This window comes from Paenibacillus sp. JT22N1 (genome assembly GCF_059692155.1).
Window position 1 is genome coordinate 522,110 of the sequence record NZ_JCAUAW010000003.1, and the last position, 13,407, is coordinate 535,516.

A 13,407-nucleotide genomic window follows, 5' to 3' on the forward strand; every position below is an offset into this window, starting at 1 on the left:
CAATCTTACAGACGCAACAACGTCTCATAAGGTTGCAACTCTTTTAGAATAAAAAAACGATGGCAGTCTTGCAACTACCAGAATAACAAACTTCCTGAAATAAATACACTTGTTATTAGACGTATGCTAGACCGATTAGTTTCACGTTCTCCTCACAAACCGTCCTCCCCTCTCTCTCATCAATCAAATTACTCTCCATTGTAAGCTTTTTTAAAAGAAGGGAAAGTACTATGTTTGGATAGTACCGCCTAAGAAATTGCCATAACCGATTAATTCTAACGGAAGTGGTAAATATTACAGATGAGCTATTCGAAAGTGGAGGGGCTGCATCATGTTCAAACAATTATTTGGCAGAAGGAACCGAACCCCTCAGGTTCATCCCCAGCCAAACACTTCAGATTCCAGTAAACCGTTATCTTCGTCATTGCAAGAAAATTTGACTACTATTCAGACGATCCTACACCATCCAAGCGATCTACTCGTTAGACAGTTTACAATTGGTACAGACCAATATCCGTGTGCAATAGTCAGCATTGATGGTTTGGTCGACATAGCGATGATTAATGAGCAATTACTAAGCCCGATGCTTCATTCCTTTGATCACCCTGTTACCTCATCTTCGGAATTAATAAACGTACTAAAGCAGCAAATCCTAACGGCTTATGAGTTAGAAACAGTTGAACTTCTGGACGACGCTTTAATGGCCATTCTATCTGGCGATACACTTCTTCTATTCAACAATCTTGCACAATGCATCATCATTTCCAGCTGCGGTTGGAAAACTCGTTCGATTGAAGAACCACAAACAGAATCGATCATTCGGGGACCAAGAGCAGGTTTTACAGAAGACATACGTACGAACACCGCTTTGCTTAGAAGAAGAATTAAAGAAACCAACCTTGTTTTTGACACCTATCAAATCGGGCAAAGAAGTAGACGTGAAGTGATCGTCACTTATATCGCTGACATTGTGCATCCCGACCTTGTGAAAGAAGTTACTCGCAGAATAAAGACCGTAGACATAGATGATATCGAAGGGTCCGGTTACTTGGAGCAATGGATAGCAGACAGCTTCCTTAGTCCATTTCCACTCATTATGAATACAGAACGACCTGATCGAGTATCTGGCGCACTTCTCCAAGGTCGAGTTGCCATTCTTGTAGATGGAGACCCCTTTGTCCTCATATTGCCGATTACATTCGCTTCAAGTTTGCAGTCGCCCGAAGATTACTATCAGAATTGGCTCATCTCGACGCTGACTCGGGTTCTCCGATTAATATCAGCTTTCATAGCTACCTTTTTGCCAGCTCTTTACATTGCTTTGCTCGAATTCCATCATGGAATGATCCCTTCTAAGTTAGCTTTCTCCATCGCAGGAGCTCGGGAAGGCGTGCCATTCCCTGCAGTCGTTGAAGCCTTTGCCATGGAATTCACGCTCGAACTTCTTAGAGAAGCAGGACTCCGACTGCCCAAACCAATTGGCCAAACCATTGGGATCGTAGGCGGTTTAGTTATTGGAGAATCTGCTGTGGCTGCCGGCATGGTCAGTCCCGTTATGGTTATTGTTGTAGCTGTTACAGCAATATCTTCTTTCTCGCTGCCTTCTTATTCGTTTGCCATTTCACTGCGCGTCATGCGATTCAGCATTATGTTGGCCGCAGCTTTTTTAGGCTTATACGGGATCATCTTAGCCTACATCATGATCAATATCCACCTGGTAAATCTGAAGAGCTTTGGCGTTCCATACTCCACCCCTTTTGCGCCAATTTTATTACGGGACTGGAAAGATCTCATTTTAAGATCACCCCTGCAATTCGTAACAAAGCGGCCAAAAATGATGCAAACTAAAAATGATCAGAGAATGAAAGGAAGGAGAAACAGAGGATGAAATCTTTTGAATATGGCGATAGTGAGATCGGTTTCGTGGATATAGTCATCACGATTTCATCCATGATTATTGGCGTAGGTATACTCTTTCTGCCGAGGGCACTAGCAAAAACGGTACAATCATCTGATGGGTGGGTATCCATGCTTCTTGCAGGTCTTCTTGCGATCGGCTCAGCATGGTTGCTAGCCAAAATTGCGACTCATTTTAGCAAACAAGGTTATTTTGCTTATGCCTCAGCAGCCGTTACGAAGCCTATCGCCCTCATTGCCATCCTTTCTCTCACCCTTTACTTTATCCTGTATAGCGCCTATGAAGTTAGGGCTATTGCTAATATTTCCAAACAATATCTATTTGAGCGGACTCCTGTTGAAGCGATATCCTTAACCTTCTTACTGGTCGTCGTATATGCCGTTTCTGGCAGCCGAGTCGGTATTATTCGTCTTAATATTTTATTTTTGCCCATTGTTATCGTCATCTCAATTGTCGTACTCACTTTTAGCATGGGTATATTTCACCTGGACGATTTAAAACCGTTTTTGATCTCGGATTGGAAAGGTTTGGCAAAGGGAATGCAAACCAGCGCATTCTCACTCTTTGGTTTTGAAGTCATTTTAATTTACATCACCCTAATGAATCACCCAAAGAAAGCCCCCAAAGCGGTTGTCTTCGGTGTAGCTATTCCAGTTGTACTATATACAGTAATCTACCTTGCTTGCGTTGGTGTATTTTCACATTTCGCCCTTCAACAAATCACGTATCCCGCCATTGAGCTTGCCAAGGAAATGCAAATTCCAGGCGCATTCTTTGAACGGTTTGAATCTATATTTTTTACAATTTGGATTATGGCTGTCTTCACTACGACCATTATGGCCTTTGACTGTTCCATCTATCTGCTAATGTCTGTCTTTAATAAAACAAAGAAAAAAACATGGGTGTTCATATTAAATCCGTTCATTTATATACTTTGCATGTTTCCACGAAACTTAGCTGATTTCGATGAAATAAGCAGTATCATTAGTTATATCGGATTAATTGTCGCCATTATGTTTCCTATCCTCATACACGTTGCTGCCAAAATTCGAGGAGTGAATAGTGATGCTTCTTAAAAAAAGGAGCTGCTGGGCCAGTCTAATCTGCATCCTCTTCCTTTTAACAGGCTGCTGGGATCGTATAGAAATTGACCAGCGGGGGTTTGTAGTCGGTGTTGCGATCGATTACAGCAATACCCAGAAACACAAATTCAAAGGAACCTATCAGATTGTCGTACCTAGTGGGCTGAAACAAAGCAGTCAAGGAAAAAGTGGATCTGGCAGTTCCAATAAAGCCTACTTTAATTTATCCACAACCGAAAACTCCATGCCTGCCATTAGCTCGAAATTGGCAGGCAGGACGAGTCGCTCCCCTTATTTTGAACATCTAAAAATCATTATCATTTCCAGCGAATTAGCCAAAGACGATAAAATTTTCGCCGACTTGTTGGACTTCTTCTTACGAAATAGTGAAATGCGAAGAGGCGTTCAAATATTAATTGCCAATGGAAAAGCCTCGGATATATTAGATATTCCTACTTTTAATGAACCAACACCTATCGATTATATTACATCTATTGCCAGAAACGATCGAAAAACCAATTACATGTTACCCGAATCACGAATAGGTGACGTCCATGAATATTTGGTCAAGTATGAAAGCTTTGCTATTCAAACCGTTAAATTGGAAGAAAAAGGGGTTGCGATGACCGGATCCGCAATATTCGATGGTCATACCAAGGAAATGGTCGGATTCTTGACAGGTGATGAAACACAAGGGTTGAACTTCGTCACTGAGCAAGTGAAAGGCGGTATCATCGAAGGTAAGATTAAGGATCACACCTTTGCCTTCCGAGTGGAAAGAGCGAAAAGTAAAATTACAATGCAACAGCTTAATCCAACAAAGTTCAGGTTCAACATTAAACTCGCAACTGAAGGGGTTATTGATAAAGCGATTTCCGATTATGATACCTCTAAATCAGAAACAATTAAAAATTTGGAGAAAAGCCTGGAAGATGCAGTCCAAATCAATACCCTCAAAGCAATTAAAAAACTCCAACAAACTTATAAAAAGGATGCATTGGGGCTGGGTGCTTATCTATTTCAAAATCATTATAAATTATGGAAACCAATCGCAAATGATTGGGATCAGGGATTAAATATATTCACACAATCAGAGATTAACGTGCAGACAGAAGTCATTATAAGGCGAATCGGAAATATAATCAAAACGACAAAGGAGTAATGCAAGTATGTGGTTTTCTCTCATTGGAAGGTTCCCTTCAGGGATGATACTGATCTGTACCATTCTCTCATTCGTCATTCCCTTCGGTGTTCATTGGATATATAAAGAGCTGCATGCGCATGGGGATCCACCGTGGAAACAGGAGCCTATAGCAGAAGAACACAAAGATCAACAATCTAACAACTCTGGATAGAGGCCATTCAGATGTTAATTAATCCATTATTTTAACACGGGAGTAAATCCCTTCTTTGCGGACTTCAAGTTGCACTTCCCCCATTTGATCTGTTCGCAATACCTGCACCTCATTTTCATCCAAACGCCTTAATACATCAGGTGATGGGTGACCATAACTATTCATAGCTCCTACGGATATGACGGCCCAGGAAGGCTTCCAGAAGTCGAGCCACCCTGGTGTCGTCGATGTTTTGCTGCCATGATGAGCAATTTTCAGTACATCGACCTTGTGATTATGTTGTTCTTGATCAATTAACGAAGGATGTTCTTTTAAATAATCAACCACAACAGCTTCAGATTCTTTCTCCATATCCCCCGTAAATAACCAACGTGTACCTTGCATCTCGAGCAAAAAAACAACAGACTGCGCATTCTGTTCTTTGACAATTTCGATGAGCCGATTATCTTTTTCCAAAGGATACAGGACCTGCAATCTAGTAAGCGGATCGATCTGAATCCAATTGCTTATGTTCGCAGGCAAAAGCGGCACTTTTCGCGTTAGGAGGGTGTCAAACAATTTCTCTATGCTTGCCCCTGGCTTAAGTGTTCCATTAAAGAGAAACTGTTTGACGGGCATTTGCGCAATAACAGCCTGCAGACCGCCACTATGATCCGCATCTTCATGTGTGAGAACGACGAGATCAAGTTGATGAACACCACGCTTCTTGAGCAGCGGAACGAGCAGCTTTTGGCCAACTTCATAAGGATCCTTGCGAATTTTCCAAGCTTCACCAGGTTTCCTAAATGTAAGAGTCCCTCCACCATCAACCAGAATATGTCGACCATAAGGCGTCCGAATCAGTATAGCATCACCTTGACCAACATCGATAAATTGAACGAGACCGGATCGGTTGAAGCGCTCAGGCGAATACCCCATCCAAAGCAAAAGCAGGAAAGCTCCTGTCGCACATACTAACCATTTTGATAAGTTCACATTCTTTTTGCCTTTGACACTTACCAAAATAATCGGAGGCCTCCCTTCAGCTTTTTGAGACAAGCTCCGACATAATCCATATATCAAAATAAGAAAAGCATAATAAAAGGTAATCCAGGGTAAGCTTGGCGACGGCCACAGCATCTTAAACTGCTGTAAATGCTGAAGCTTGTCTGTCATCCAGAAAATCACTTCGTTTAACCAAGAAATAAGCAAACCGATGCTTTTTCCAGCAGGAACATAAACCATTCCCATAACTAAAGCAAGCAGGCCAGCTGGGAATACGATCATGCTGATAACAGGAACCAAGATGGCATTAGCTAGCCAAGACAATAAAGAAAACTGATTAAAATAATAGATAGATACCGGAAAGGATACCATTTGGGAAACAAGCGTGATGGAGGCCGTATTTCTTATAATTGGGGAAGAAATCCACGGAACGAATAAATCATTGACTCTTTGTACCCCAACTATGAGACCAAGAGTAACCAGAAATGAAAGCTGAAAGCTGACATCCAGCAGGAAGTATGGATCCCACAAAAGCATGCTCCATGCGACAATCGCCATAATATGCAAAACATCCTTAAAGAGCCCTCGCCGTGCTGCATAGAGGGCAATTATAGACATGAGTCCTGCCCGAACAATGGAGGGGGAAGCACCTGTCAGTAGGATATAGAATGGCAATAACCATATACAGATAAGCAAATAGGTCTCCTTTGCCAGCTTTAATCGGCGCATGATCCATATACATACACCCAGGAATACAGCAATATTCAAGCCGGATATGGCCAAAATATGGGTCAATCCCAGCTCCGAAAATTGCTGGAAGCGCTCGGGATCGAGATCGTCCGTCTGACCGATCAGCATGCTCTTCATGAACCCCGCCTGCTGCGCGGGGAAGATAAGGTCCATGCGCCTGCTGAGGGCGCCGCGCAGCTCGTCGTTCCAGCGCAGCACCTGGACGACGCTTAAGCGCGCAGCCGCAGGCTCGACCTGCGCCTGATCCACCCCTTTGGCTGAAAGCAGCCAATGGGTGTGGTGAAGGCGCAGGTATCGGCGGTAGTCGAAGCCGCCGAAGTTGCGGGCTGGGGACGGGCTGCGCAGCGTCCCGTGCAGCGTTAAGGCGTCGCCTCGGCGCCAGCCCGACGCCACCGCCTGCTGCTCCTGCTGGAGCAGGCGCAGCGAGACCTGCACGCTTTCCCCGCCGAGCGGGAAAGCTTCTGCGCCCCAGAAGCGGATGGATTCCGCTTCCATCGTGAAGCTGGCCCTGTCGCCGTCGACGGTGACAGGGCTGGAGAATCGGCCGAGCAGCGTGACCTCGCTGCCGTCCAGGGTCTGCTGCTGCGCCAGCGGCAGCAGCGCAGAGACATTGCGCTGGTCGGTCCATTGGAAGTAGGCATAGGCTACTCCGACCAGCAGCAAGGCGCACAGCGGCTGTCTGCCAGGCAGCCGCAGCGCATAGATGACGATAAGCGCGGCTAACAGCAGCGCGCTCGTCATCAGAGATAACCAACGGAGCTCGGTATAGAGCGCCAGCATGTAGCCAGTTATCCACAGACAACATCCTATAACAACTGGTCGTTTCATTAGCATTTGTAAATACATTTGCTTCCCCCTCCTCTTGAATGTTATAAAATCAAATTGTATTCATTTACAGTAGTTACGTAATTGAAGAAACCATCTGTACATTGAACTTCATCATTCATCTTTCATCCTTCATCCTTCATCTTTCATCATTCGCCTTCATCCTCATCCTTCATCTGCGCCATTGGATTTTTTACAATGCTTTTCATACTCAGGCTTCGAAAAACTGCTTCTGTTGGAGTAATTCCAATAGAAGTCTCTTAAAAAGCCAATTTTCAAGGAAAATCATAAATTCCATTGGATTATTCCAGTGAAAGCACAATAACCCAAGTCAGAATAGCCATTACACTGTATTTACTCCAATGAAAATGTAGGTACCGCACAGCTACCGCGCCTTTGATATACATACTTTTTCCAAGCTGCATAAACAAACAAAAAAACCTCTCCCCAGAGCAGCCCAAACGGCTGCTTCTAGAAAAAGGTTCTTCCTCTTGTTTCAGTAGACATATTTAATTCACAACATCAGATACAGTGCCTGGCGGAGGTTCATATCCTTCCATTCTACGAAAAACGATGCCTCTGTCCTCCATCAAATGGCTTACTTTCTCATGATCCTTAGGGTATCCCCGATGGAAAACGATTTCCATCACACCGCTATTGGCCAGCATATTAGCACATGTCCAGCAAGGCTGATCTGTAACGTATACAGTTGATCCTTCGCGATCTTCTCGATCAGTAAACAACAGCAAATTTTGCTCTGCATGAATCGTTCTAATACACCGCTGTTTACGAATAACTTCCTCGGTATCATCCACCACTTTAAGCTCAATTTCTTCTACAAGCATACAGCCTGCCTCTGTGCAATCGGGTACACCCATGGGCGCACCATTGTAAGCTGTCCCAAGCAGCTTCTTACCCTGAACCAACACTGCCCCCACATGCCGGCGGTTACATCTTGATCGTGTTGATGCCATGTAAGCTATATCGAGGAAATAAGTATCCCAATCTTTACGGTTGCTCATAACGGATAGCTGACTCCTCCTTCCGAAGACCCATATATAATCATCGGATCCCCTTTTTTTCATTTCTAGTATTCTCTCATATTTCCTAGCAAAATAAAAGAAAGGAAAGGACTATGATGAAGTTACATAAAGAAATGCTTTCAACTTCTCAAGCATTTTCTCCCCAATGCCCTTCACCTCTATCAGCTCTTCAATCTGGCTAAATCGCCCCTTCTTCAATCGATAGTCCATTATAGCCTTTGCCTTGCTCTCTCCAATACCCGGTATCTCATCTAACTGTTCGAGCGTAGCAGTGTTAAGATCCAATCGACCGTTAGACCGCGCTGCTGGCAAACTAGCTTCCGGTTTTTCATTAGTTACAACAGAAGGCGCAGGTATTGTTGCTTTCGGTTCTGTTTCACTTGTTACTTTCGGTTCAGTGGCTCTCGTTACTTTCGGTTCTGTGTCTATTGCTGCTTTCGGTTCTTTGCCTACAGTCGATTTCGCATCTAATTTTCCTGTTAGTATCGCCTCAGGTTCCGGTTCATCACCAGTATGAGAAATCATAGCCTGCATCTGAGTGTTCATAGGCATAAAATCTGTCTTTATCATAGATCTGCCTCCACGAAGGAATGGCCAAACGACAAAAGCAAATAAACAGATCACTGCCATGACGAGCAGTATCCTTCCTCTTTTGTAACCAAAAAAATCCACGAATTCCCTCCTAAGAGTTTTGCTTTTAGCAAAACTAACTTCGTAAGCATAAACTTTTGAGTTTTGCTTTAGCAAAACTAACTTCGTAAGCATAAACTTTTGAGTTTTGCTTTAGCAAAACTAACTTCGTAAGCAAAAGCTTTCCGAACATAATTGCTGACGTATGAACATATACATGAAAAAGCATCTGAATGGCATTTAAAACTGACCCCGTTCAATAAACTATGAAAGAAAGTGACTGATTTTTTCGGGAGGGATTACTGGATGAAAGCAGGGTTCATCGGTACTGGGAGTATGGGAAGTATTCTGATTGAAGCATTCATTCATTCTGGAGCTTTCAATCCGGAGCAAATTATAGCGGGAAATCGAACAATTCGTAAAGTTGAGCTTCTAGCGGAGACATATCCTGGACTTCATGTTGCCGGGTCGAATAGAGAAGTCGTACTGGGGAGCGATCTCATCTTTCTATGTGTGAAGCCGTCTGAATTTAAGAATGTTATTGATGAAATCAAAGAGGACGTGCTTCCCTCTCAACTCATCGTGTCCATTACAAGCCCTGTCCTGCTCAAACATTTGGAAGGTCTTCTGCCGGCGAAAATCAGTAAAATTATTCCAAGTATCACGAACTACGTGTTAAGTGGTGCTACACTATGTATTCATGGGAATCGAATGCAGCCTGAAGACAAAGAATGGCTTGAGAACCTATTTGCGCATATTTCCTCACCTATTCGTGTATCCGAAAATTATACGCGGATCTCTTCCGACATATCCAGCTGCGGTCCCGCTTTTTTAGCCAAATTCCTGCAATCTTTTATTGATGCAGCTGTTGAGGCAACCGGTATTTCTATTGAGGAAGCTACCTTACTTGCAAGTGAAATGACGCTAGGCACAGGAAAGCTGCTTACAACCGGAGGATTTAACCCTACTACCCTGCAAAAACGCGTATCTGTTCCCGGTGGAATAACAGCGGAAGGATTACGTATTTTGGATGATGAGCTTGCGGGGATATTCTCACGAGTCATTTGCGCTACACATGCCAAATATGAAGAAGACATTGAGAAGGCTGAGCTGCTGTTTACTTAGAAGCAGTAGCCTTCCCAAATTGCCAACTTCCCTTGCTATCCTACGACAATATTTACTAATTTGCCTTTTACAACAATCAATTTGCGAACGGCCTTTCCGGCGGTCGCTTCTTTGACTTTATCGAGATCAAATGCGATTTTCTCCATCGCTGGTTCATCTGTATCCTTTGAAATCAGCACACGATCAACAATTTTACCATTGACCTGTACAACAATCTCAATTTCATTGTCGACTGTCCACGCTTCATCGTAGGTTGGCCACGGCTGGTAGGTAATTGATTCTGTGCCGCCTAGCTTCTCCCAAAGTTCCTCGGCCAAATGCGGCGCAATTGGAGATAACATCTGAACGAAATTTTTCATCGCTTCAAGCGGTAAACGCTCTGTTTTATAGGCTTCGTTAACGAAAATCATCATTTGACTGATCGCTGTATTAAACCTAAGGGCTTCGAAATCCTCGGTTATTTTTTTGATCGTCCGGTGCCAAGTACGTTTGAACGCATCACTGCCCAATGTTTCGTCGGCGCTGATTTTAGCATTTATTTGACCATTCTCGTCAACAAACAGCCTCCACACACGATTCAAATAACGATAGATACCATCCACACCTGTTGTATTCCAAGGTTTTGTAGCTTCAAGCGGCCCCATGAACATTTCGTAAATACGCAGTGTGTCGGCCCCTTGATCGCTGACGATATCATCCGGATTTACAACATTCCCGCGAGATTTACTCATTTTCTCCATGTTCTCACCAAGAATCATCCCTTGGTTTACGAGCTTATGGAAAGGCTCTTTGGTATGAACAAAGCCAAGATCATAAAGCACCTTATGCCAGAAACGCGCATACAGCAAGTGAAGAACAGCATGTTCCGCTCCGCCGATATAAAGATCTACAGGCAGCCATTGCTGCTGAAGCTCATGCGAACAAAACTCTTTATCATTACGCGGATCGATAAAACGCAGATAGTACCAGCAGCTGCCGGCCCATTGCGGCATGGTATTCGTTTCACGGCGAGCCTTCATGCCGGTTTCCGGATCAATCGTGTTTACCCATTCGGATACGTTCGCAAGTGGTGATTCTCCTGTACCTGATGGTTTAATTTCATCAACTTGTGGAAGTAATAGCGGCAGTTGATCCACAGGAACAGGCTTCATAGTGCCATCTTCAAGATGAAGAATTGGAATCGGCTCTCCCCAATATCTTTGACGGCTGAAGAGCCAATCTCTTAAACGGTAGGTTACTTTGCCGCGGCCTTTGCCGTTCTGTTCCAACCAAGCGATCATATGACTGATCCCTTGTTCGATGTTCATGCCATTAATCGGACCGGAATTGACGTGTTCGCCATCCCCTGCATAAGCTTCCTTCTCAATATCTCCACCTTGCACGACTTCGATAATCGGCAAATCAAACTGTTTAGCAAACTCCCAGTCCCGTTGATCGTGTCCCGGAACAGCCATGATGGCTCCCGTACCGTAACCTCCAAGCACATAGTCAGCAATCCAAATTGGCACTTTCTCGCCATTAACCGGATTGACAGCATACGCCCCTGTGAAAACACCTGTCTTGTCTTTTGCCAAATCCGTACGCTCAAGATCGCTTTTGCGAGAAGCCTTTTCTTGGTATTCCTTAATGGCAGCTGCTTGATCTCCTGTTGTAATTTGCTCTACAAGCTCATGCTCAGGTGCCAGAACGCAGTACGTAGCGCCAAACAATGTATCTGGACGTGTAGTGAACACCGTCAGACTCTTCTCATCGTATCCATCAATGGCAAATTGGACTTCTGCGCCTGTTGATTTACCAATCCAGTTGCGCTGCATATCTTTGATACTTTCGGACCAATCCAGCTCCTCAAGATCTTCAAGTAGACGTTCAGCGTACTCGGTAATTTTCAGAATCCATTGACGCATCGGCTTACGAATAACGGGATGGTTACCGCGCTCGCTAAGACCGTCAATCACTTCTTCATTTGCAAGAACAGTACCCAGTGCAGGACACCAGTTTACGGGCACTTCATCCACATAAGCGAGTCCTTTATTGTACAACTGGATAAAAATCCATTGTGTCCATTTGTAATACTCAGGATCTGTTGTACTAATTTCACGATCCCAATCGTACGAGAAGCCTAGTGATTTAATTTGACGACGGAATGTATCAATGTTCTTCTTGGTGAATTCTCGCGGATCATTTCCCGTATCCAGTGCGTACTGTTCAGCAGGAAGTCCGAAAGCGTCCCATCCCATTGGATGAAGTACGTTAAAGCCTCTCATCCGTTTGAAACGTGAAACGATATCAGTCGCTGTGTAGCCTTCCGGATGTCCTACATGCAGACCAGCTCCAGATGGGTAAGGGAACATATCCAACGCATAAAACTTCGGCTTATCCGAATTCTCAAGCACCTTAAACGTTTTCTTCGCATCCCAATAAGCCTGCCATTTCGGCTCAATTGCTTGTGGATTATAGCCCTGCTGCTCTTTTGTTTCTTTGGTTTCTTTAATTTCCTGTGTCATGTGCAAAATCCTCCCTGTGTACAGCCATCCTCTTCATGATTCAAAAGCGCTATAAGCGCCAAAAAACCCCTCATCGCTAGCGGATATCGCTAGGGACGAGAGGTTAGATTCCCGTGGTACCACCCTAGTTAACACAAGACATTCTTTGCCTGTGTTCACTCTGCCCCTTAACGCGGGTGAGACGATCCAGCTAGCACCATATATAGGGATCTTTGAGCGTAGCTCAAAGTCTCTTCACTTTAAATGGTGATTTACCTTCTAGCTCCAAGGCGAGTTCACAAGACTGACATCTACCGGCTTCCACCCTACATCCGGCTCTCTGAAAGATGCTGTACAAGCTACTATTCCTCTTCTAAGCTTTAATCATCTAATTAGCTTTGATTATATGTAAAATAATGCCGCACTGTCAAGCCGCTATTGACTTCATTGCCGTTATTTCTTTGCAATAAAGAAAGCTCGCTCCGTCATAGAGGTAGGTTGCTCCCAAGTAAAGTCGGCGGCCATATGTACCTCTGCGAAACCGACAGCAAGCAGCATTTGCTTAAGCCATTGCAAAGAATAAGCCCGCTGCTGATGAGTTTCATCGATGCGTCGGAAAGTATCCTTTCCGCTATCTTTGACAAATATGGTCAACTCGTGCTCAATCTGCACTCTCTCTTCATCCAACTCGCTTGTCCAAATGTAAGCAACATCTTCTTCATTCAGGAAAAAGGGCTGAGATTCCGCATAAGCGAACAATTGCTCAGGAGTATGCACATCGAAAAGGAAAAGCCCGCCTGACTTAAGCCCCTCAAAAGTTTGACGGAAAGCATCAACGATATCTTCTTCCTCTAACAAATAGTTGAGACTATCACAGATCGAAAGCGCCACATCAACTTGTTCACCGAGGTCCCATTCACGCAGATCCTGTTGTACCCAATGAATGGCGCCACCGCGCAGTTGACTTTTGTACTCCCCCGTTTTTTGCTCAGCGACTGCCAGCATGTCTTCAGATAAATCAATACCCGTCAGCTGGTACCCTTCCAAGGCTAAAGGAATCGTTAAATTCCCAGTACCACAGCCCAGATCAACAATTGTAGATGGTTTCATACTAAATCGTTCGAAGCTTTCTTTCACGAAACGAAGCCAATCTTCATATGGCATGCTATTCATCAAGCGATCATAGGTGTATGCGAATTTTTCGTAACTCAT

At 44.1% G+C, this 13,407-nt stretch carries 9 protein-coding genes and 1 other annotated feature; of the genes, 4 read left to right on the forward strand and 5 right to left on the reverse strand.

What is annotated here, in order from left to right; genetic code table 11:
- Positions 1-331 precede the first annotated feature (331 nt).
- From AC58UU_RS08745 to AC58UU_RS08755, 3 genes are read left to right on the forward strand one after another with little or no spacing between them, the layout of a single operon-like run.
- Positions 332-1,888 carry a spore germination protein gene (locus tag AC58UU_RS08745; RefSeq protein WP_497314732.1) on the forward strand — a complete coding sequence of 519 codons (1,557 nt, stop codon included), beginning with the start codon at positions 332-334 and terminating at the stop codon, positions 1,886-1,888.
- Positions 1,885-2,994: a GerAB/ArcD/ProY family transporter gene (locus AC58UU_RS08750; protein WP_497314734.1), complete on the forward strand. Its 1,110-nt coding sequence runs from the start codon at positions 1,885-1,887 to the stop codon at positions 2,992-2,994. The genes AC58UU_RS08745 and AC58UU_RS08750 overlap by 4 nt, the downstream gene beginning before the upstream one ends.
- Positions 2,984-4,162, forward strand: coding sequence for a Ger(x)C family spore germination protein (locus tag AC58UU_RS08755; protein ID WP_497314736.1), 1,179 nt, complete (start codon positions 2,984-2,986; stop codon positions 4,160-4,162). Before AC58UU_RS08750 ends, AC58UU_RS08755 begins: the two co-directional genes overlap by 11 nt.
- Before the next feature lie 211 nt (positions 4,163-4,373).
- Here the strand turns inward: AC58UU_RS08755 and AC58UU_RS08760 are convergent, their stop codons facing one another.
- From AC58UU_RS08760 to AC58UU_RS08770, 3 genes are all read right to left on the reverse strand, one after another.
- Positions 4,374-6,935 carry a DNA internalization-related competence protein ComEC/Rec2 gene (locus tag AC58UU_RS08760; protein ID WP_497314738.1) on the reverse strand — a complete coding sequence of 854 codons (2,562 nt, stop codon included), beginning with the start codon at positions 6,933-6,935 and terminating at the stop codon, positions 4,374-4,376.
- Between the two features lie 488 nt (positions 6,936-7,423).
- On the reverse strand, positions 7,424-7,936 hold the full coding sequence (locus tag AC58UU_RS08765; RefSeq protein ID WP_047672253.1) for a deoxycytidylate deaminase: 513 nt from the start codon (positions 7,934-7,936) through the stop codon (positions 7,424-7,426).
- 111 nt (positions 7,937-8,047) lie between these two features.
- A complete protein-coding gene (locus AC58UU_RS08770) occupies positions 8,048-8,629 on the reverse strand; it encodes a ComEA family DNA-binding protein (protein WP_497314740.1) in 582 nt (193 codons plus the stop codon).
- 264 nt (positions 8,630-8,893) lie between these two features.
- Between AC58UU_RS08770 and comER the strand changes: the two genes are divergently transcribed.
- Positions 8,894-9,712 (forward strand): late competence protein ComER, encoded by an 819-nt coding sequence (gene comER, locus AC58UU_RS08775; protein WP_497314742.1) that lies wholly within the window; start codon positions 8,894-8,896, stop codon positions 9,710-9,712.
- Positions 9,713-9,747: 35 nt separating this feature from the next.
- Here the strand turns inward: comER and leuS are convergent, their stop codons facing one another.
- On the reverse strand, positions 9,748-12,216 hold the full coding sequence (leuS, locus tag AC58UU_RS08780) for a leucine--tRNA ligase (RefSeq protein ID WP_497314744.1): 2,469 nt from the start codon (positions 12,214-12,216) through the stop codon (positions 9,748-9,750).
- Between the two features lie 88 nt (positions 12,217-12,304).
- Positions 12,305-12,580 (reverse strand) — a binding site (T-box leader).
- Positions 12,581-12,648: 68 nt separating this feature from the next.
- Positions 12,649-13,407 (reverse strand): class I SAM-dependent DNA methyltransferase, encoded by a 759-nt coding sequence (locus AC58UU_RS08785; RefSeq protein ID WP_497314746.1) that lies wholly within the window; start codon positions 13,405-13,407, stop codon positions 12,649-12,651.